The organism is Bradyrhizobium sp. CCGUVB1N3, assembly GCF_024199925.1.
Classification (GTDB): domain Bacteria; phylum Pseudomonadota; class Alphaproteobacteria; order Rhizobiales; family Xanthobacteraceae; genus Bradyrhizobium.
The window spans coordinates 757,132-776,758 of sequence record NZ_JANADR010000001.1 but is presented as its reverse complement, the minus strand read 5'-3'; the positions used below and the strand labels follow the sequence as shown (position 1 = coordinate 776,758).

Here is a 19,627-nt window from a genome sequence, read left to right as displayed (position 1 = left end):
TTGCCGCGAAGTTCCACGAGGCCCGGGCGAACATTAATACGATATTTTGAATTTCGTGTAACGCGAAACACTCGCCGGTGCCGGATCTGCGTTCAAGGCCGCGGTTGAAATAGGTCCGACTTGAGCGCCTTATGCTCCACAATAAAAACCCGAAAACAACCCCATGCAAAGTAGCCGGGGGCTGCCGGCGTGTTGCGGGAGCCGGCAGCCGGACCGGCGGACCCGTCACTTTTTCGTGGGCCTGGCCGTCGGTCTCGGGCATTCGCTCCGTCACGCCTCGAACAGGGCCTTCACATCATCCTCGGTAAGCGCCGAAGCGATCTGTCCATCGCGGTCGAACAGGCTGTCGGCGAGCGCGCGCTTTCTGGCCTTGAGCTCGTCCATCTTTTCCTCGATCGTACCGGCGGCAACGAGCCTGTAGACGAACACGGCCTTGTCCTGTCCGATCCGGTGCGCACGATCGATCGCCTGCTCCTCAACGGCAGGATTCCACCACGGATCGAAGATGATGACGGTGTCCGCCGCGGTCAGATTGAGGCCGACGCCGCCCGCCTTCAGGCTGACGAGGAATATCTCCGACGAGCCGTTCTGGAACGCCTCGATCGCCGCCTTGCGATCCTTGGTCTCGCCGGTCAGCAGGCTGTAACGCAGGCTATCGGTGTCAAAGCGTCGTCGGATCAGATCGAGCATGGAGGTAAATTGGGAGAAAACGATGATCTTTCGTCCCTCGCTCAGCAGTTCCGACACCATCTCGATCAGGCGGTCGAGCTTGGCCGACGGGCGTTCCACGCTGTCACTCAGCTTGAGCAGCGCCGGATCGCAGCAGACCTGCCGCATCCTGAGCAGGGCTTCGAGCACCACGATGTGGCTCTTGGCGAGGCCCCGCTTTTCGATGGCCTCGCGGACCTTGCGCGACATCGACAGCCGGATCGAATCGTAGAGGTCGCGCTGCGGCCCTTCGAGCACGATCGCCTCCAGGATCTCGCTCTTGGGGGGCAGATCCGCGGCCACTTCAGCCTTGGTCCGGCGCAGCAGGAATGGCTTGACGCGCTGCGCCAGCGCTCCTGCGCGGGCCTTGTCGCCACGCTTCTCGATGGGCCCACGCCACTGGCGTGAGAATGCCGCCTTGTCTCCGAGATAGCCCGGATTTGCGAAGCTCATGATCGACCAGAGTTCGCCGAGATGATTTTCCATCGGCGTTCCCGTGAGACAGAAGCGGTGGCCCGCCCTGATCTCCCGCAGCGCGCGGGTGGTGGCCGCATCGGGATTCTTGACCGTCTGCGCTTCGTCCAGCACGGCCATGTGCCATTCCCGCGCCAGGAGCGCCTCCCGATCCCTTGCGATCAGGGGATAGGTGGTCAGGACCAGATCGTTCTCGGCGATGGCTGGAAACTTCTGCTTGCGGTCCGCGCCTTGCAGGACGAGGACTTTCAATTCCGGCGCAAACTTTTGCGCCTCGGCGGACCAGTTGGTCATCAGGCTCGTCGGCGCAACGACCAGCACCGGGCACGTGAGGCGACCCCGCTGCTTTTCCAGCTCGATCAATGCCAGGATCTGGACAGTCTTGCCCAGCCCCATGTCGTCGGCCAGGACACCGCCCAACCCGCTTTCGCGGAGCAGGTCGAGCCATGCCACGCCCTGCGACTGATAAGGCCGAAGCGTCGCACGAAAGGTCGGCGGGAGATCCGGCGCGGTCAGTCCCCGCACCTGAAGGAGCCCGGCGAGACGACGGAGATTGTCGGCCCCGCGAAAGGCAAAATTCTCGGTCTCAACCCCGAGCAGCGGAACGACATCAGCACGCGACAACCCGATCTTTTTCCTGGCGTCGACGAAGGCGCCGCTCAGGTGCAGGCTGTGGAGGGCCAGCACCAGCGGAAGGAAGCGATCGGCGGCCAGCGCGAGATGACGACCGTCGGCAAGCGGCAGGTAGAACCGCTCGCCCTTGTCGGCGAGTTGCTTCAACCGCTCGGGCGTGAAATCGGGCCTCGACACCAGTGCGGCGACGTGCGGCGCGAGATCGTGACGCTCGCCGTCGATCTCGATGCCGAGCGCCAGCTCGAACCAATCGATGCCGCTCGACTCCAGCTCGGCGTCGAAGTCGCCCGACGACTCCGCGAGCCGAAATGGAAAGTCGTCGTCGATCAGGATCTCGAAACCTTCGGACCGCAACTTTTCCGCGTGAAGCGCGATAAAATCGAACCAGTCGAGCTGGTCGCGCAGCGTGACGTCCATGGCATGACGGAAATCGAGCGTCGGAAATGCCGCCCTCGCGTCCCCGAGACCGAAGTCGGTGAGCTGCTTGCGCGCCTGCCTTTCCTTGCCCTGGCGCCGCGTGATCGCATAGACCTGCCCGGCCTGGAACAATTCCAGCCGACTCGCCCTCTGGGTCGTGTCGATGTCGAACGGACCGTAGCGGAAGCCGAGACTGGCGACGCCGACGGGACCACGCTCCTTCTCCCTGCCAGCATAGTAATACGCATTTACGTGTCCGCGTTTCAGTCGCAGTACCGGACGCGGATCCTCGTCGATCCGTACCGCCGCCGGCGGAGGCACGGGCAGGAGGCCGTGATGAAGCGAGGGCAGCTTCTGGCTCAAGCGGCGCGAGACTTCCTCAACCTGCGCGCGGGGAATGGCGGGCGCCGATAGAAACTGGCAGGCAAACCGCGGCGGCACGCCCAACTGCACGGGGCCGATCAGCCCGGACCCTTCGTCGACATAGACCGGCGGCTCGGCATTGAGTGCGACTGCTCCGGGCACCACGAGATGAGGCGCGACGCCACGCTTGCCGGCCTGTTGCCATTCGATCCGGCCCTCGCGCTCCTCTCCCCAAATCAGCGGCTTGCGTTTGTGATCGAGCCAGAATGCGCGGCCCGTTGCGACGATCCGCTTCAACAATTCCGCCGGATACGGTCCCTGGGAATAGTAGGCGCGAATCCGCCCCGTGACTTGCGTCAGAAGATCGACGTCGACATCACGGTAATATTTCGGCGCCCGTTCCGACTTGAAATCGAACAGGCTCGGGCTGGCGTAATTGTCTGCATTGCCTCCTCCCTTGAGCACCCGAACCGAACGCAAGGACACGGCCACAAAGGGCATCGCCTCTCCCGACGGATGCAGGCAATACAGCAGTCGTTGGCTCACCTCCGCATCAGTGTCAGGTGTCCGCACCGTGCGGCCGACGTCCTCGATCCAGGTTTGGACCTCAAAGGGAAGAACCGGAGGAGGTGCCGGCGCGAGAGTCTTGCCCGTATCGGCCTTTCGCGTCAGTGGCGACGACGACGGCGCCTCGGGTTGCTTGCCGCTCAACGCCTCGAGAAGGGTCGCAGCGACGTGCTTGCAATTGTAGTCCATGGGACAACTGCAATCGCCGTCGAGGTCGGTCAGCCGGTCGCCCCCGAACCGCAACGCAATGTCGACGCGATAGACATTGGATCCGCTGCCGCGGACCCGGGCGCTGACATGCTTCAGGTCGTCGCTGACTTCCAAATCCGCGACGCGTCTTTGGGCCTGATAGGCATGCCCCTTCTCCATCGCCGAACGGCTGAAATAATCATAGATGTCCTTGCGGTTGATGATGTCCGAGAGCACGAGCGGAAGCCCACGATGATACCGGCGCAGTGAAAAATAGCCTCTCCAGTCGGTTCGTCATAGCCGCGAAATCATAGCCGCCAACAAGATGATTCGATGGCAAGGAGCCAGCAGTCTCGCCAAAACTCGATCCGAGGCCACGAACCCGCAAATACGACATTCCGTATTTCTGTTTATCCGAAGCATCGTTGACGCCGGATCGACGTTCAAGGCCGCGGATGAAATAGGTCCGGCTCGAGGGCTTATGCCCCAAAACCAAAAACCCGAAAACAACCCCATGCAAAGTAGCCGGCGGACCGCGGCGCCTTGCCTGGCGATGTGCGGAGACGGTGCACTGACGGGCTTCCATCTAGGGCAGCCCCCGAAACCGACCGGGATCAACCGCCACAAAAATACGCAAATTTCCAATGCATTGCATAAAAAGATGCATTTTATATTTTCGTCATCTGTGCGACGATGTGGGGGTTTCGTGGCAATCCCAACAAAAGGGGACCCCTAAAATGAAGTTCGCGCTTGCCAGCCTGTCCGCCGCCGCGGCCGTCGCGGCAACCCTGGCCCTCGGCCAGCCCGCTCGTGCCGGCGATCTGATCGTCGCAACAGACACGGCCTTCGTTCCGTTCGAGTTCAAGGATGGTGACAAGTATGTCGGCTTCGACATCGACCTGTGGGCCGCCATCGCCAAGGATATCGGCGTGACCTACACGCTGCAGCCGATGGACTTCAACGGCATCATCCCGGCGCTCCAGACCAAGCAGGTCGACGTCGGGCTGGCCGGCATCACCATCAAGGACGAGCGCAAGAAGGTCATCGACTTTTCGGACGGCTATTACGACAGCGGCTTCCTGCTGATGGTGCCGGTCAACAGCACGATCAAGGGTCCGGAAGACCTTGCCGGCAAGACGCTTGCCGTGAAGACCGGCACGTCGGCAACCGACTACGCCAAGGAGCACTTCAAGGGGACGGAGCTTCGCCTCTTCCCCAACAGCGACAACGCCTATCTCGAAGTCGCGACCGGACGCGCGGACGCCGCGATGCACGACACTCCCAACGTCCTCTACTACATCAAGACCAACGGTCAGGGGAAAGTGAAGACCGTCGGTCCGCAAATGATGGCCCAGCAATATGGCATGGCCTTCCCGAAGGGCAGTGAGCTCATCGCCAAGGTCAACGCCTCGCTGGTCAAGCTGAAGGGCGACGGCACCTACACCGCCATCTACAAGAAGTGGTTCGGCGCCGAGCCGCCGAAGAGCTGATCCGGGTTTTGCGGCGCGCGCCGGCATGACCGGCGCGCCTTCCCTAGAGGAAAGCTCTCATGGATTTCGAGTGGTCGGTTATCTGGCAGGCCCTGCCTGAGCTCTTGAAGGGTGCCCGCCTCACCGTGCTGATCGCGCTGGCCGGGCTCGCCGGCGGACTGCTGATCGGCTTCGCGGCCGGCCTGGCGCGCGCCTACGGCAATGCCGTCCTCAACGCCATAGCCTTCGCCTATGTCGAGCTCATACGCGGCACGCCGATCATCGTGCAGGTGATGTTCATCTATTTCGCGTTGCCGATCCTCGCGAACGTCCGCATTTACCCGCTCGCGGCGGCAATCATGGCCATCGTCGTCAACGCCGGAGCCTATATCGCCGAGATCGTGCGCGGCTCGTTTCTCTCCGTCCATAAAGGATTGCGGGAAGCCGGTCTGGCGCTCGGCCTGCCACTCTGGAAGGTGCTTCTCTACATCATCGGCCCGCTCGCCTTCCGCCGCATGATTCCGGCGCTCGGCAACCAGTTCATCGTCAGCCTGAAGGATACGTCGCTCTTCATCGTCATCGGTGTCGGCGAACTCACGCGGCAAGGCCAGGAAATCATGGCGGCCAACTTTCGCGCCGTCGAAATCTGGTCCGCCGTGGCGATGTTCTACCTCATCATGACCGGCGCGCTCACGCTTATCCTCAGGATGACCGAAAAGAGGATGCGCATCCTGTGAGCATCGTGGAGTTCAAGAAGGTCACCAAGCGGTTCGGCCAGGTCACGATCCTCGACCAGGTCGACCTGTCGATAGAGGCTGGCGAGAAAGTCGTGTTGATCGGTCCCTCCGGTTCCGGCAAGTCGACGCTACTCCGCTGCATCAACGCGCTGGAGGAGATCAATGGCGGTGATCTCGTCGTCGACGGCATCAGCGTCAAGGCCGGCGGCCGCATGGTCCGCATGATCCGACAGGAAGCCGGCATGGTCTTCCAGCAATTCAACCTGTTTCCACAAATGACGGCGCTCGAGAACGTCGCCTTCGGCCCGCGCCGCGTGCGCGGCGAGTCGCGGGAGGATGCGCGAAAGCGGGCGCTGGAAATGCTCGCCAAGGTCGGCCTCGCCGACCGCGCTCACCACTATCCGAGCGAACTTTCCGGCGGCCAGCAGCAACGCGTCGCGATCGCCCGCGCGCTTGCCGTCAAGCCGAAGCTGATGCTGTTCGACGAGCCCACGTCCGCACTCGATCCAGAACTGAGGCATGAAGTGCTGCGCGTCATGCAGTCGCTGGCCGAGGAAGGCATGACCATGATCGTGGTCACCCACGAGATGGCCTTCGCCCGCAAGGTCGGCACCAGGCTGATCTTCATGGAAGGCGGCAAGATCGCAGTCGACGGCGAGCCACGGGAGCTGCTGGCAAACCCGCAAAACCCCCGCTTGAAAGAGTTTCTGCAACATGTCGTATGACGCCGGCCGCCGGCTTTCCTTCATCGATGTCGCAGGTTCGCCATTTGATGTCGGAGCTGCTCTTGGGCGCTTCGGCCGAGCGGCCTTGCAGGACCATTTCCGTACCTCGGCCGCGTGGCGCGAACTCGCCACGCGCCGCGGCGATCCCTTGATCGGCGAGATGGCGGCCATCGTCCGGGAACGGTTTCCAAGATACTGGGCTGAGCTGCAGGGCCTCGCCGTCGGGCTGGCGCTGCCGTTCGACGACGTTTTCCTGTGGAACTGCCGCGGCGATATCTGGGCGATGGCGCCGGACGGCTGCACGACCGTGCAATTGCCCGGCTTTCCGCATGTGATCGGCCACAACGAGGATGGCGCCCCCGACTTTGCCGGCCACTGCGCCCTTGCCCATCTTGCATCCGAAGGCGGCACACCGTTCACCGCCTTTGTGTACCCAGGCTCGCTTCCGGGACACACTTTTGCGGCCACGTCGAAGGGAGTGGTCCAGACCGTCAACAATATCAGGCCGCTGGCCGGCGGCGCCGGCGCGCCGCGCATGGTGCTCGCCCGCGCGATACTCGACGCACCGGACCTCGACGCGGCACTCACCGTGCTCAAATCCGCCCCGCGCGCCGGCGCATTTCACCTGACTTTGGCGCAAGCCGGGGACGAGCGGCTGCTCAGCGTCGAGTTCACCGCCCGGGCCCTGTCGGTCGATCGGGTCGAAGCGCCGCGCGTCCATTCGAATCATCTGATCCATGCCGACACCGGACGCATGTCGCAGATCGTCACCGGCTCGTCCGGCGTGCGACAACGCCGCGGCGAGATGCTGCTCGGTGAAACGCACCAGTCGGAGCCGCAAGGCCGTGCGCTCGGCATATTGTGGGACGCAGTCGACGCGGAATTGCCGATCTACCGCACGGACCCGGCCGACAGCGACGTCGAGAACACGCTCGCAAGCGCCGTCTTCCGGGTCGGGGCTGACAAGGTCGAGTGGTCTGTCTACGATGGAGCGCACGAAGCAGCTCGCTTCGATATGCGGGATGGGCTGGTGCCCTTCGCGGCGTAAACAGGAACGGGGTGATGCCAGAGGAAGCCGTCGCGGAGCCGCCGCGCACCATCGAGGATCTCAGGGCACTCGCGCTCTCGGTCGGTCGCGACGAGGCAGGCTTTTCGCTCGGCTCCAAAGCGCATGATGTATTCGCAAAGCTGGTGGAAGCGCCGGAGCAGTCGGCGGTTCGCTCGATCTCGGAGCTTGCCAATCAGTTCGGCATCAATCCGTCGACGCTGACCAGACTGGCGAAACGTCTCGGCTTCGAAGGCTTCAGCGATTTCCAGGCGGTCTTCCGCAAGGCCATAGCGAACGAGCAGCAGTATTTCTATAGCCGCCAGGCCGGCCGGCTGATGGCCGCACCGTCCGTCGGCAATGCCGAAGTCCAGGCGTTCGAGCAGCTCGCGCGGGAAACGGCAGCGAATGTCGACGGATTCCTCGGACAGCTCGACGGAGCCGCTCTGCAACGGGCCACGAAGCTCCTGGCAAACGCCCGCCGTATTCGTGTCCATGGCGTTCGCCAATTCCATTCGCTGGCGAGCTTTCTCACCTATTGCCTGGGAATGGTGCGCTCGGACGTCGCGCTTCTCGACGCGCCGCGCCTCGGCGTCGCCGAGGCATTGTCACAGCTCGACCCGGGCGACGTCGTCATCGTCGCCAGCTGTGCGCCCTATACGCGCAGCGTCGCGGAGGTCGGCCGGGTCGCGGCTTCGAACGGCCAGACGGTTATCGCGATTACGGATTCCCGGTCGTCACCGCTCGTACCTCCTGCCACGCACGCGTTTTTCATCCCCCACGCAAGCAGCTTCTATTCGAACAGCATGGGCGCCTATGTCGTCTTCTGTGAAGCGCTGCTCAACCTTGTCGCGAGGGAATTGGGTGACAAGGCACTGAACTCCCTGGCGGGTCGCGAGCGGCTGATTGCGGAGATGAACATAGAGGTCGGCTGACTGCGCGGCGGTCTGCTTATGCAGCAACGCCACCGCACTACGGCAACGGCCTTTCCGATGCCCTGGCTGGCGCCCGTGACGAGCGCGACTGATTTCGCTCGAATTCTCCGTCGAAAGCATTGCTCCTCAGTCGTGGACAACGACCATCTTTCCCCTCGCCTCATTGGCCTCCATGACCCGGTGCGCCTCGCGGATCTCGTTAAAGCGAAAGACGCGGGCCGGCTTGACGTCGAGCCGACCGCCGGCTGCATCCTGCGCGATCTGTTGAAGCGGCACGTCCGACAGCGGGAAGCCCGGCGTGCCGAACACGAAACTGCCGAAGAACGTGAGGTAGACGCCGCTCGCCATCTGCAGCATCGGATTGAAGTCGGGGATCGGAGCGAGGCCGCCGAGCCAGCCGGCCAGGCACAAGCGGCCGCCGCGACGAAGCATGGCAAGGGAATCCAGCACCACACTGTTGCCGACGAGGTCAAGCACCGCATCGATCTGCTTTGCTTCGGCAATATGCTTCGAGAGGTCGGCGCGCTCAATTTCGCAGCGCTCGGCGCCGAGCTTCTCCAGGAGCGCGAAACGATCACGGCTGCGGGTGGTCGCGATCACGCGAACCCCGGCGTTGACCGCCAGCTTGAGAGCGGCCTGGCCGAAGGACGAGGTCGCACCGCGAATGACGAGAAGCTGGCCCTTCCTGATCTCCAGATTGCGGAAGAGACAGGTCCAGGCGGTCGCGTAGGTTTCGGGAATTGCCGCAAGCTCGGCCCACGGCAAGTCCGCCTCGATCAGCGCGACATTCGACACGGGAACGCGGGTATATTGGGCGTAGCTGCCATTGATGGTACGGCCGAGACCGCCCATCAGCGCTGCGACTTTCGCGCCGACCGGAAATTCGCCGCCGGGACAGGATTTCACGAGGCCCACGCATTCGATGCCGCTCACTGGCGCGGCCTCCGCCCACTCGCCGCGGCGCATGTGCAGCTCCGCGTGATTAAGGCCGAACGCCTTGATCTCGATGACGACGTGACCGAGCTTGGGCTCCGGCTCCGGGATGTCCTTGTAGACCAGGCTGTCCAGCCCGCCGAATTTCTCGAGAACGATGGCACGCATGACAATGTGTCTCCTTTGGTTAAGCGGTATCCACGGTCAGCGCTTGCGAGGCAGGCGCGGTTGCGAAGTCAGCGGGAAAGGAAATCGCGGATCGCAGCGGCGATCTCGGCGGCGTGTGTCTCCAGCGCGAAATGTCCGGTGTCGAAGAAACGCACCGTTGCATTCGGTATGTCTCGCCTAAAGGCCTCCGCCCCTGCCGGCAGGAAGAACGGATCGTTCTTGCCCCATACCGCCAGGAACGGCGGCTTGTGGGTCCGGAAATATTTTTGGAAGGCCGGGTAGAGCGCAACGTTGCTCTTGTAGTCGCCGAACAAATCGAGTTGCACCTCGTCGGCGCCGGGCCGCGCAAGATAGTAGTTGTCGAGCGAATAGCCGTCCGGCGAAACCCTGGTCGCGTCGGGGACGCCATGGGTGTATTGCCAGATCGTCGTCTCCGGCTTGAGGAAGGCGCGCAACGCTTTCCGGTTCTCCTCCGACGCATCCTGCCAATAGGCCCGGATCGGATTCCAGCCGTCGCTCAAACCTTCTTCGTAGGCGTTGCCGTTCTGCGAGATGATCGCCGCGATGCGCTCCGGATGTTTTGCAGCGATCCGAAAGCCCGTGGGCGCACCGTAATCGAAGACATAGACCGCAAAGCGCTCCAACCCGATCACCTCGGTGAAGCGGTCGATGACCTCGGCAATCTGATCGAAGGTGGTGGCGAACATACCGTGCGCCAGCTTGTCCGACTGTCCGAAGCCGGGCAGATCGGGGGCTACGATGTGAAAGCGATCGGCGAGCAGCGGGATGAGATCGCGGAACATGTGGCCGGCGCTCGGGAAGCCGTGCAGCAGCAGCAGTGTCGGCGCTTCCGGACGGCCGGCTTCGCGATAGAAGATCTTCCAGCCGTCGACGTCGGCAGTGCGATAGTTGATTGCAACCATGAGCTTTCTCCTCCGTTACGTAACTTTTTAAAATGTCAATCACAGGTTACGGCTTGACCGGCGCCCCATTTCGCCGTGGGCCACCTCTACGCCTTGGAATGCGGCCACGGAGCCGACGAGCTTTGCCCAAGCCCATCGCAAGATCCCCGTTCCGTGGGCAATGAGCATGCTCAGATCGTTCAGGGACATCACTGCTTTCCGTCCAGAGAATCTTACTGTCGGTAACCTCTTTATTGGCTTCAATGTGGTTACTTCGATCGTACGTAACTTGTCAACGACGGACAAAGCGGTTATCTATGGAACAACGTTCACGGTTGGGTGATGGAGTTGGGCCAACGCCCGGAACAGGAGCCTTCGATGAACCAACATCCTCCCGCGATCTTCGTCGGCGATGCGCCCGGCCTGGATTTCGTGAATTCAATCGCGACGCCGGTCGATACGCCCTTCGACTGGATCGATGATGGCGAGGGCCTGCTGAACTGGCTCGAGCAGGCGCAGCTCGTACCTGCGGATGCGCTTGGGAGCATTCGCTCAAAGGCGCTGCCCGGCGAGCTCGACAAGGTCGCAGATCAGGCAAGGAGCCTACGCGAGTGGTTCAGAGGCTTTGTGCGTAAGCACAAGGGCCGTGCCCTGACGGCAAAGAGTCTCGCCGAACTCGAGCCGCTCAATCGCCTGCTGGAGCGGGATGATTCCTTCAACCGCATCGTGGCTGCGCCGAAAGGCGCACCGTCGCCTCTCCAGCGGCAGTCGATCCGCCGATGGCGTACGCCCGAAGCCCTTCTCGCGCCCATCGGAGAGGCACTGGCACAATTCGTCTGCGTAGAAGATTTTTCGAACGTGAAGGCCTGCGAAGGGCCGGCCTGCACGCTGCTCTTCGCCGACCACACGCGCGGTCATCGGCGACGCTGGTGCAGCATGGCCATCTGTGGCAATCGCGCCAAACAGGCCGCGCACCGTCAGCGGATCAGAGCGCAGTAGGCCGCGCTCGTCCGCCCCGGGCGCAGAGACGTCGCGCTGCTGCCGTCCGTTGCCATGCGCGACGCGGGATCACCGCACCTTGCGCGGCTGCGCACCTACCACCATTTCGGCGCAAACAGCTCTGCGGCAGGCCGCGATGCTCGGGAGGCGAAACCATGGGATTTTCAGGCGGCTGTTCGTGTCACGCGGTTCGGTACAGCATCGATGCCGAGCCCGTGCGCGGCTTCCAATGTCAGTGCCGGGATTGCCAGATGGACTCCGGCGGGGGACATAGCTCGGTGTTCGTGTTTCCACGAAGCGCGTTCGAGCTAACGGGCACGGTTCGCGAAATCGCGCGCACGAGCGACCGCGGCGCGACCAAGCGCAAGGGCTTTTGTCCCACCTGCGGCGTCGCGATCTACAACAAGCCGGACGAGAAGCCCGAATTCATCGGGATCTATGTCGGCAGCCTCGACGACGCCGCGTCGTTCAGGCCCGCCGCCATCTTCTACGCGGCACGGGGATACGCCTGGGATTTCCTCGATCCTGCCGTGCCCAAGGTGCCGGAATGGCATTCGAGCTAACTCAACGCGACACTGCGACATCGCGCTGAAGTGCCGGCTGCGACCCGCGAGAACGCACCATCAGATAGAACGCAGCCACGTGCGTGATCATCAACAGCGGCACGTAGATGATCGGGATCGCGTAGACGGCGCCCAGCTCCCCCGCCAGCGGCGCAAGGCCGAGCTGATTGCCGTGATAGTAGTCGACGAGGATGTCGACTGCCCCGACGAGATTGAAGGCAACGACGAACAGCCAGAAGAGCGGACGTATCCGCACCGTGAGTAGCGCCAGCATCGCCAGAAGTCCGGTCGCGAAGTCGAAATAGGCGGCGAAGCTGGCGAAACCGGCGGGCAGATTGGGCCCGACCACGCCGGGGATCAGAAAGACCAGTCCGAAGAAGCGGAAGCTGTGCAAGGTGGCGATGACGCGTTGCGCCTCGACCTGGTCCATCGATTTGAGCCAGGGCCAGCCATACGAGCCGAAGAGAAGCAGCCACGGGACATAGCCAAGAACGAGATGGATCTGGAAGATGGTTGCGGTCGACATCTGGCGTCTCCTCAGGTGGCAGTTGGTGCGGCCTCGAACACCGCGGTCAGGATGCCGAGCCGGCCTTCCAGGAGATTTCGTCCCAGATTGGCGGAGAGCTGGGCAAAGTCCGGCCCCATCACCACGCCGAGGTTTGGCGACGGCGGTGGCCCCGACGCGCGGAGCTGGGCGACCCACGCCTTGGCGGCTTCGCTGTCGTCCTGCGAGACCAGCGTGCGGAAACCTGCCGCCTCGACCGCCTCGCGCGTGGCTGCGGCTGACAGCAGAAAGCTCGTCGCCGACGTTCGCGCCCACGGCACCGGATAGAGCGGCTCGCCGCCGCCCAAAACGACGTCGTAGGTCGCGAATCTGCCGCCGACCTTCAGCACGCGCCGGATCTCACGATAGAGCCGCGCCCGGTCAGGAATGTTCATCGCTACATGCTGGAGCCAGGCGACGTCGAAGCGGCCGGCGTCGAACGGCAGCTCGAAGGCGCTTGCCGTCTCGAACGACACGCGTTCGCTCAAGCCCGTGCGCGCGGTCAGGTAGCGCGCCGCTTCGACGAAGGGGGCACTGAGATCGACGCCGGTCACCCGGCAGCCACAGGTCGACGCGAGAAAGCGCGCCGGCCCGCCGACGCCCGAGCCGACATCGAGGACCGACATCTCGGCGCTGACGCCCGCGAGCCTCGCGAGCTCGGCCGTCGCCGCAATGCCACGGGTGTGGAACTGGTCGAGAGCGGCAAGCTGCTGGGGCGTGAGCCGCTGACCCTCCGGCCCAAAGGCCGAGAGCGCCGTCTTCAGCCGCCCGGTCAGGCCGGTCGCCGCGTAATGGTCGCGCACGCCATCAAGGACATCGGTCATTTGCAGGACTCCGTGAAAGCTTCAGGTCTCGCCGCAACACATACGACCGCTTCCGGCAGACGACTATCCGCGATAATGTCGACAGGCTATGAAGCAGAACTTCACAATCCGGCAGAGCGCGCTCGACGGCGTGGAGGCATTCCTCGCCGTTGCCCAGCACCGCAATTTTCGCCGCGCGGCCGCCGAGCTCGGGGTGACGCCGTCGGCGGTCAGCCAGGCGGTGCGCACGCTCGAGGCGCGCATCGGCGCGGCGCTGTTCGCCCGCACGACGCGCAGTGTCGGATTGACAGAAGCCGGCGAACGATTCCTGTCCCGCGCAAAGCCCGCCTTCGAGGAGCTCGTCGCGGCCAGCGAGGCCGCACGTGATCTCGGGCGGCGACCGGCCGGGCTGTTACGCCTCGCCGTTCCCCGCTCGGTCGTGCCGCTGATCCTCGAGCCTGTGATCGCCGCCTTCTGCCGGGCCTATCCCGAGATCGAGGTGGAGATCGCCGCAAGCGAGGAGATGGTCGATCTTGCCGCAGGCGGCTTCGATGCAGGCATCCGTCTCGGCCAGCTCATCGCGCCGGATATGATCGCCGTGCGGCTGACGCAGCCTTTCCCGTTTCTGGTCGTCGGCAGCCCCGACTACATGCGCGGGCGGAAGCGGCCGGCGGCAATCGACGATCTTCGCGACCACGCCTGCCTACGCCTGCGCCGCGCTAACGGGTCGATCGCGCCCTGGCCCTTCGTCGATGGCAACAAGGCGATCGAGGCCATCGTCTCAGGGCCACTCATCGCGCACGATTATGTCACGCTGCTCGGTGCCGCAATCAAAGGTGTCGGACTTGCGCAGGTGCCCGCCCCGCTCGCCGAAGCGGCGATTGCCGACGGCCGATTGCTAAAGCTGCTCACTCCCTTCGCCGTCATGGGACCGGGGGTCTTTCTGTACTATCCGGGAAAGCGCCAGGTCCTACCAAAGCTGCGCGCCTTCATCGAGCACGTCAAATATCGTGGCGCCGATACGTCGCGGGACAAAACGGACGCCCGGAGAGAACGCATGCACAAGCGTGCAAAGCGCGCCTGACGCCAACACTCAGGCCTTCGCCCGTGCCTGCCGGAGCCAATCGTCAAGACCGATCCGGCCGAGACGCGCCTCGCCCAACGGCACCAGCGAATGCTGCTCGACCTTGCCGCCAAAATATCGCGCCTCGGGATCGCGCACGACCGCGCGCGCGTCACCTGTCGCCTTCAGATAGCGAGCGACGATTTCGTCGAACGGCGCGCGGTCCGGGCCGGCGATCTCGACGATGCCGTTTCGCGGCGGTTCGAGCGCCACATCGGCAATGGACCTCGCGACATCGTCCGCTGCAATCGGCTGGAACAGGCCAGGTGAAACCCTGAGCGTGTTTCCTTGCGCACTCGATGCGGCGATGGCGCCGAGAAACTCCATGAACTGGGTCGCGCGAACGATGGTGTAGGGAATGTGGGAGGCCTCGATCAGCTTCTCCTGGGCGACCTTCGCGCGGAAATAGCCGTTCTCGGGTGTCCGGTCGGTTCCAACGATGGAGAGCGCGACATGGTGCCGAACGCCGGCTGCGGCCTCCGCTGCGAGCACGTTGCGGCCGGCGGCCTGGAAGAACTCCAGCACGGCCTGGTCTTCGAACGAGGGCGAATTGGCAAGGTCGACCACGGTTTCCGCGCCGCTCATGGCATCCTTCAGCCCTTCGCCGGTGATGATGTTGACGCCGCTCTTGAGCGAGGCGGCGACGACGTCGTGGCCACCCTGGCGCAGAATGGCGACCACTTTCGAGCCGATCAGGCCGGTGCCACCGATGACGACGATCTTCATGGGACCTCCTTTGTCGACGAGTTAGAAAGGAAAATGCGGGCCCCAATTGTGCAGTTTGCCGCGCGCATCCGACTACTTGATGTCGCATTTTGCCGCGCGCGTAGATTTGATCGCGGGTTCCGGGGTAAGAGGTTGATCATGACCATCCGCCCCATCGTCCGCTATCCCGACCGCCGGCTCGCGATCCCGGCACGGCCCGTGACCGTGTTCGACGACGCGTTGCGAGACCTTGCAAAAGATTTGCTCGAGACGATGCGCGCCGCACCCGGGATCGGGATCACGGCGCCGCATATCGGCGTTCCCTTGCGGGTCGTGGTGCTCGAGCTCGACGCCAAGGACGGCGTGCGAACCTACGTCAATCCCGAGATCGAGTGGGCTTCATCCGAGATGATCCTGCACCGCGAAGGCAGCGTCTCGATGCCCGGCGTCAACGACGAGGTCCAGCGCCACGCGCGCGTGCGGATCAGCTATCAGGATGTCGACGGCAACATGCAAACCGAGGAGTCGGATGGGTTACGTGCAGTGTGTCATCAGCACGAGATCGATCAGCTCGATGGGACGTTCTGGATTCAGCGGCTATCGCGGCTGAAGCGGGAGCGGCTGGTGAAGAAGTTTGAGAAGATGGCGCGGGGATCGTAGGGTGGGTTAGCGAAAGCGTAACCCACCATCACGCACACGGCTCGACGACAGCATTGGTGGATTACGCCTCCGGCTAATCCACCCTACGGGCTCGACTGATCTTGCCGTTTGGCACAGGCGGACCCGAAATTTGCAGTACCGCTTTCAGGGGATGCAAGATGGGAATGAGCTTCGAGCTATCGATGCTGGCAGGCGCAACTGTCTGGGGCTTCCTTCAGCTCGTCGCCGCTGCGCAAGCCGCAAACGTGCAGTACGGCCTCAGATGGGCCGCGAGCCCGCGCGATGTCGAGATGCCGCCGCTCAGACCCCTCCCCGGTCGCGTCAACCGAAACTTCCGCAACTACATGGAGACCTTTCCGTTCTTTGCCGCCGCGATTCTCATCGCTCACGTCTCAGGCGCTCACAATGAGCTGACCCAATGGGGATCGATCGCCTATCTTGGCGGACGCATCGCCTACACCGCACTCTATATATCGGGAATACCGCTCGTCCGCTCGCTGTTCTGGAACATCGCTGCCTTTGGCATGCTCGCCGTTCTGACCGCACCTTTCGTCTCCCACTGAAGCGCGTTAGGAAGGGTGGAGCGAAGCGATACCCATCAATCCCGTTTTCAAGCGCGATGGGTTTCGCTGCGCTCTACCCATCCTACAAGCTAGCGACGCATGGCGGCCAGCGTGCACATCACCGCCGACGCGGCGCCAACGCCTCCGACGACGACCCACATGCGCGGACCAAACATGGGCGCCGAACCCAAATGGGGATGCGGGATCACGAATTCATCGAGCCAATAGATCGTCGCCATGCTGATCCCGGCTCCGATGAGAAGATTGGCGGCGACGATCCATAACTTCGAGAAGGCGCGATTCGACATCAATCGCGTCGCCGCGCCGACGGCAAGGGCAGCGGGCGCCCCGACGACATAGGCCCCGATCAAAAGCATAGGGATGAGCGTCAGGACACCAAGCGCGGTTGACACCAGGGAGGCATCCAGCAGAACGGCGTCGCTTCGCCTCGTGACTACTTGCCAGGAAATTCCCGCAAGCGAGACGGCAAACATCATCGCGAATCCGATCGCCGGCCCCACCAACGCAAACCACACGGCGGACCGTTTCAAGTGACTGCCTCCCAACCGGTCAATGCGGCATCAACTCTGCGCCGCCATCGGTGAATTCATGCCCCTATCGGTTGATAGCTCGTAGGATGGGTGGAGCAAAGCGATACCCATCAATCCCGTTCCCGATCACCATGGGTTTCGCTGCGCTCTACCCATCCTACGCGCTCTCCAAGGCGGCAACCAACTACCCGAAAAGCACCTTTCGGATGGCCGTATCGCGTGTATCCATATCCCCACAATAGCAACGCAGGTGTTCAGGAACGGCCTCATATGCCGCGCGCAAGGCATCCTTCATCTGAGGTGTCGGTTCACGCTCATACTTCGTAAAGGCTTGAGCACAGCGCCGAACGGCGCCGGGGCCACCGTTCAGTTTATCGAGCACGTCATGAACTTCGCCAATCCGGTCGTGGACGGAGATGAACCCGAATACGTCGGCTGGCCGGAACTCGCCTAGCCCCGGCAATTCGATCAGACTTCCGGCTGAAATTTGATTGCATATCTCTCCGTCGACGTATCGCGAAGACAACTCTTCAAGCGGGAAAAGATCGCCGTTAGGACCGATCCGCAACAGACCATCGGCAAACACGAATAGCCGAGTCAACTGCGCCCCTCGGTTCGTCAGCTTAAGAACCGGCACGCTGTCGGCCAGAATTTCCTCGTTTGTTGCATCAGCGATCCGAAAGGCCTTCTTGTCAGAAAGCCCCATTTTTGCGGTATGTACCTTGCCGCGAAGCTCAACATCGGATCCGTGCATATCGATCAAGCCCTGCATAGAGGGATTCAAGAATCCGATTATCGCATCGACTTGTTCCACTATTCTGTGTTGGGGCTGAAACCACTTGGCGTCATTTACGCGAGCGGCACCGAAGTTAAAGACGGACAACAGCTGGTCCCTTGCTTGACCAGAGACGACCCATCGAGCACCCACCTTCGTCTTGAACAGCGCCCTGTCGACGAATCCCCAGCAATCTATGGAGCCATCTTCATACACGTCCACGGTGGTGAGATGGCATTCCATATTATTGATGAAGAGGGAGATCGAGCGACCATATGTCCTCCCGGCAGGCTGAGAACGCACGATTGGCCAGCTCTCGAAGCTCTGACTTTGGTCGCTCTTAGAGGACCACATGCGATCGTGTCTCTCCCTGGATGGCTCGGATTCTCCAAGCCTCTCCCTCACTCCCACTCAATTGTCCCCGGCGGCTTGCTGGTGACGTCGTACACCACCCGGTTCACGCCCTTCACCTCGTTGATGATGCGCGTGGCGGTCTCGCCCAGGAATTTCATGTCGAACTGGTAGAAGTCCGCGGTCATGCCGTCGGTGGAGGTCACGGCGCGCAGGCCGACGACGTAGTCGTAGGTGCGGCCGTCGCCCATGACGCCGACTGTCTTCACCGGCAGCAGCACGGCAAACGCCTGCCAGATCTCGTCGTAGAGGCCGTGCTTGCGGATCTGGTCGATGTAGACGGCATCGGCCTTGCGCAGGATGTCGAGCTTGTCGCGCGTGATGTCGCCGGGGCAGCGGATGGCGAGGCCCGGGCCGGGGAACGGGTGACGGCCGACGAAGATTTCGGGCAGGCCGAGCTCGCGGCCGAGCGCGCGCACCTCGTCCTTGAAGAGCTCGCGCAGGGGCTCGACGAGCTTCATGTTCATGCGCGCAGGTAAGCCGCCGACATTGTGGTGCGACTTGATCGTCACCGAGGGGCCGCCGGTGAAGGAGACGCTCTCGATCACGTCGGGGTAGAGCGTGCCTTGCGCGAGGAAGTCGGCGCCGCCGATCTTCTTCGCCTCCGCGTCGAACACGTCGATGAAGAGACGACCGATGGTCTTGCGCTTCACTTCGGGGTCGGTGACGCCTTCGAGCTCGCCGAGGAACTGCTTCGAGGCATCCACGTGCACGAGCGGGATGTTGTAGTGGTGGCGGAACAGGTCGACCACGGTCTTGGCCTCATCGAGGCGGAGCAGGCCATGATCGACGAACACGCAGGTGAGCTGGTCGCCGATCGCCTCATGGATCAGCACGGCTGCGACCGCTGAATCGACGCCGCCGGAAAGGCCGCAGATCACCCTGCCCTTGCCTACCTGGTTGCGGATCTTCTGGATCGCCTCCTCGCGGAAGGCGCGCATGGTCCAATCGCCGCTAAGGCCTGCGATCTTGCGCACGAAGTTGCGGATCAGTTTTGCGCCATCCGGCGTGTGCACCACCTCGGGATGGAACATCAACCCGTAGTACTTGCGCTTCTCGTCCTGGATGATCGCGAACGGCGCATTCGGCGAGGTGCCGGCCACCGTGAAGCCCGGCGGCATCCTGGTGATGCGGTCGCCGTGGCTCATCCAGACCTGATGCTTGCCGCCGAGCTTCCAGGTGTCCTCGAACAGCTTGCTCTCGGCCTTCACCTCGACATCAGCGCGGCCGAATTCGCGGTGATGGCCGCCCTCGACCTCGCCGCCCAACTGGGCCGCCATGGTCATCTGGCCATAGCAGATGCCCATCACGGGCACGCCGGAGGCGAAGATCAGTTGGGGCGCGCGGGGCGAGCCCTCCTCATGCACCGATTCCGGTCCGCCGGAGAGAATCACCGCTTTCGGCTTCATCTCCTTGAAGGCCTCTTCGGCCTTGTTGAACGGGACGATCTCGCAATAGACGCCGTCCTCGCGCACACGACGCGCAATGAGCTGCGTCACCTGGCTACCGAAGTCGACGATGAGAATCTTGTCATGCGCCGAGGCCACATGGGGCGACGACGGGGAGCGGTCGTTCTGTGCTGCTGTCATGGCAAGCAGATACGCGAGCGGGAACGCCCCCGCAATGCCGGAAACCGGCTTTCCCGCCGGATTTTTGGCCAGTTTC

19 protein-coding genes are annotated in these 19,627 nt (G+C 63.0%); 10 read left to right on the top strand and 9 right to left on the bottom strand.

Translation table 11 applies throughout. From position 1 onward, the window contains the following. Window positions 1-270: 270 nt before the first annotated feature. Complete coding sequence (locus NLM33_RS03535; protein WP_254094731.1) at window positions 271-3,588, bottom strand: DEAD/DEAH box helicase; 3,318 nt, start codon at window positions 3,586-3,588, stop codon at window positions 271-273. Between the two features lie 500 nt (window positions 3,589-4,088). Here NLM33_RS03535 and glnH point away from each other — a divergent pair, with 500 nt between their 5' ends. From glnH to NLM33_RS03510, 5 genes are read left to right on the top strand one after another with little or no spacing between them, the layout of a single operon-like run. Then, window positions 4,089-4,841, top strand: coding sequence for a glutamine ABC transporter substrate-binding protein GlnH (gene glnH / locus NLM33_RS03530; protein ID WP_254094729.1), 753 nt, complete (start codon window positions 4,089-4,091; stop codon window positions 4,839-4,841). A 59-nt stretch (window positions 4,842-4,900) separates the two neighbouring features. Beyond that, window positions 4,901-5,557, top strand: a complete 657-nt coding sequence (glnP, locus tag NLM33_RS03525) for a glutamine ABC transporter permease GlnP (protein WP_254094727.1) — start codon at window positions 4,901-4,903, stop codon at window positions 5,555-5,557. Further along, on the top strand, window positions 5,554-6,282 hold the full coding sequence (gene glnQ, locus NLM33_RS03520; RefSeq protein WP_254094725.1) for a glutamine ABC transporter ATP-binding protein GlnQ: 729 nt from the start codon (window positions 5,554-5,556) through the stop codon (window positions 6,280-6,282). Before glnP ends, glnQ begins: the two co-directional genes overlap by 4 nt. Then, entirely contained in the window at window positions 6,272-7,330 is a 1,059-nt protein-coding gene (locus NLM33_RS03515; RefSeq protein ID WP_254094723.1) for a C45 family peptidase, read from the top strand. Before glnQ ends, NLM33_RS03515 begins: the two co-directional genes overlap by 11 nt. Before the next feature lie 14 nt (window positions 7,331-7,344). Further along, complete coding sequence (locus NLM33_RS03510) at window positions 7,345-8,262, top strand: MurR/RpiR family transcriptional regulator (protein WP_254094722.1); 918 nt, start codon at window positions 7,345-7,347, stop codon at window positions 8,260-8,262. Window positions 8,263-8,388: 126 nt separating this feature from the next. Here the strand turns inward: NLM33_RS03510 and NLM33_RS03505 are convergent, their stop codons facing one another. Both NLM33_RS03505 and NLM33_RS03500 read right to left on the bottom strand, forming a co-directional pair. Beyond that, window positions 8,389-9,363, bottom strand: coding sequence for a zinc-binding alcohol dehydrogenase family protein (locus NLM33_RS03505; protein WP_254094721.1), 975 nt, complete (start codon window positions 9,361-9,363; stop codon window positions 8,389-8,391). A 68-nt stretch (window positions 9,364-9,431) separates the two neighbouring features. After that, on the bottom strand, window positions 9,432-10,286 hold the full coding sequence (locus NLM33_RS03500; RefSeq protein ID WP_254094720.1) for an alpha/beta fold hydrolase: 855 nt from the start codon (window positions 10,284-10,286) through the stop codon (window positions 9,432-9,434). Between the two features lie 357 nt (window positions 10,287-10,643). On the opposite strand from NLM33_RS03500, the gene NLM33_RS03495 reads away from it, so the two are divergent. Together NLM33_RS03495 and NLM33_RS03490 are read left to right on the top strand one after the other, a co-directional pair. Then, the gene (locus NLM33_RS03495; RefSeq protein ID WP_254094719.1) at window positions 10,644-11,264 is read left to right on the top strand and encodes an ABATE domain-containing protein; all 621 of its coding nucleotides are present in this window, start codon (window positions 10,644-10,646) and stop codon (window positions 11,262-11,264) included. 155 nt (window positions 11,265-11,419) lie between these two features. Further along, a complete protein-coding gene (locus NLM33_RS03490) occupies window positions 11,420-11,827 on the top strand; it encodes a GFA family protein (RefSeq protein ID WP_256570511.1) in 408 nt (135 codons plus the stop codon). A 1-nt stretch (window position 11,828) separates the two neighbouring features. On the opposite strand, the gene NLM33_RS03485 is transcribed toward NLM33_RS03490, so the two are convergent. Together NLM33_RS03485 and NLM33_RS03480 are read right to left on the bottom strand one after the other, a co-directional pair. Further along, window positions 11,829-12,353 (bottom strand): hypothetical protein, encoded by a 525-nt coding sequence (locus NLM33_RS03485; RefSeq protein ID WP_254094716.1) that lies wholly within the window; start codon window positions 12,351-12,353, stop codon window positions 11,829-11,831. A gap of 11 nt (window positions 12,354-12,364) precedes the next feature. Next, on the bottom strand, window positions 12,365-13,195 hold the full coding sequence (locus tag NLM33_RS03480) for a class I SAM-dependent methyltransferase (protein WP_254094714.1): 831 nt from the start codon (window positions 13,193-13,195) through the stop codon (window positions 12,365-12,367). Between the two features lie 88 nt (window positions 13,196-13,283). Here NLM33_RS03480 and NLM33_RS03475 point away from each other — a divergent pair, with 88 nt between their 5' ends. After that, window positions 13,284-14,258, top strand: coding sequence for a LysR family transcriptional regulator (locus tag NLM33_RS03475; RefSeq protein WP_254094712.1), 975 nt, complete (start codon window positions 13,284-13,286; stop codon window positions 14,256-14,258). A 9-nt stretch (window positions 14,259-14,267) separates the two neighbouring features. On the opposite strand, the gene NLM33_RS03470 is transcribed toward NLM33_RS03475, so the two are convergent. Next, window positions 14,268-15,023, bottom strand: coding sequence for an SDR family oxidoreductase (locus NLM33_RS03470; protein ID WP_254094710.1), 756 nt, complete (start codon window positions 15,021-15,023; stop codon window positions 14,268-14,270). Window positions 15,024-15,161: 138 nt separating this feature from the next. Between NLM33_RS03470 and NLM33_RS03465 the strand changes: the two genes are divergently transcribed. After that, on the top strand, window positions 15,162-15,662 hold the full coding sequence (locus tag NLM33_RS03465) for a peptide deformylase (RefSeq protein WP_254094708.1): 501 nt from the start codon (window positions 15,162-15,164) through the stop codon (window positions 15,660-15,662). Window positions 15,663-15,826: 164 nt separating this feature from the next. Further along, window positions 15,827-16,225, top strand: coding sequence for an MAPEG family protein (locus tag NLM33_RS03460; RefSeq protein WP_254094706.1), 399 nt, complete (start codon window positions 15,827-15,829; stop codon window positions 16,223-16,225). 89 nt (window positions 16,226-16,314) lie between these two features. Here the strand turns inward: NLM33_RS03460 and NLM33_RS03455 are convergent, their stop codons facing one another. The 3 genes from NLM33_RS03455 to guaA all read right to left on the bottom strand — a co-directional run bounded on the left by NLM33_RS03455 (window position 16,315) and on the right by guaA (window position 19,551). Beyond that, window positions 16,315-16,722, bottom strand: coding sequence for a hypothetical protein (locus tag NLM33_RS03455; protein WP_254094704.1), 408 nt, complete (start codon window positions 16,720-16,722; stop codon window positions 16,315-16,317). Window positions 16,723-16,960: 238 nt separating this feature from the next. Further along, on the bottom strand, window positions 16,961-17,905 hold the full coding sequence (locus NLM33_RS03450; RefSeq protein WP_254094702.1) for a hypothetical protein: 945 nt from the start codon (window positions 17,903-17,905) through the stop codon (window positions 16,961-16,963). A 47-nt stretch (window positions 17,906-17,952) separates the two neighbouring features. Then, window positions 17,953-19,551, bottom strand: a complete 1,599-nt coding sequence (gene guaA, locus NLM33_RS03445) for a glutamine-hydrolyzing GMP synthase (RefSeq protein WP_254094700.1) — start codon at window positions 19,549-19,551, stop codon at window positions 17,953-17,955. Window positions 19,552-19,627 lie beyond the last annotated feature (76 nt).

Coding starts and splice junctions, on each gene's coding strand:
- NLM33_RS03505 (WP_254094721.1), bottom strand. CDS start 9,363: ATGCGTGCCATCGTTCTCGAGAAATTCGGCGGGCTGGACAGCCTGGTC.
- glnH (WP_254094729.1), top strand. CDS start 4,089: ATGAAGTTCGCGCTTGCCAGCCTGTCCGCCGCCGCGGCCGTCGCGGCA.
- NLM33_RS03510 (WP_254094722.1), top strand. CDS start 7,345: ATGCCAGAGGAAGCCGTCGCGGAGCCGCCGCGCACCATCGAGGATCTC.
- NLM33_RS03450 (WP_254094702.1), bottom strand. CDS start 17,905: ATGTGGTCCTCTAAGAGCGACCAAAGTCAGAGCTTCGAGAGCTGGCCA.
- NLM33_RS03485 (WP_254094716.1), bottom strand. CDS start 12,353: ATGTCGACCGCAACCATCTTCCAGATCCATCTCGTTCTTGGCTATGTC.
- NLM33_RS03515 (WP_254094723.1), top strand. CDS start 6,272: ATGTCGTATGACGCCGGCCGCCGGCTTTCCTTCATCGATGTCGCAGGT.
- guaA (WP_254094700.1), bottom strand. CDS start 19,551: ATGACAGCAGCACAGAACGACCGCTCCCCGTCGTCGCCCCATGTGGCC.
- NLM33_RS03455 (WP_254094704.1), bottom strand. CDS start 16,722: ATGATGTTTGCCGTCTCGCTTGCGGGAATTTCCTGGCAAGTAGTCACG.
- NLM33_RS03475 (WP_254094712.1), top strand. CDS start 13,284: ATGAAGCAGAACTTCACAATCCGGCAGAGCGCGCTCGACGGCGTGGAG.
- NLM33_RS03495 (WP_254094719.1), top strand. CDS start 10,644: ATGAACCAACATCCTCCCGCGATCTTCGTCGGCGATGCGCCCGGCCTG.
- NLM33_RS03480 (WP_254094714.1), bottom strand. CDS start 13,195: ATGACCGATGTCCTTGATGGCGTGCGCGACCATTACGCGGCGACCGGC.
- NLM33_RS03460 (WP_254094706.1), top strand. CDS start 15,827: ATGAGCTTCGAGCTATCGATGCTGGCAGGCGCAACTGTCTGGGGCTTC.
- NLM33_RS03490 (WP_256570511.1), top strand. CDS start 11,420: ATGGGATTTTCAGGCGGCTGTTCGTGTCACGCGGTTCGGTACAGCATC.
- glnP (WP_254094727.1), top strand. CDS start 4,901: ATGGATTTCGAGTGGTCGGTTATCTGGCAGGCCCTGCCTGAGCTCTTG.
- NLM33_RS03470 (WP_254094710.1), bottom strand. CDS start 15,023: ATGAAGATCGTCGTCATCGGTGGCACCGGCCTGATCGGCTCGAAAGTG.
- NLM33_RS03500 (WP_254094720.1), bottom strand. CDS start 10,286: ATGGTTGCAATCAACTATCGCACTGCCGACGTCGACGGCTGGAAGATC.
- NLM33_RS03465 (WP_254094708.1), top strand. CDS start 15,162: ATGACCATCCGCCCCATCGTCCGCTATCCCGACCGCCGGCTCGCGATC.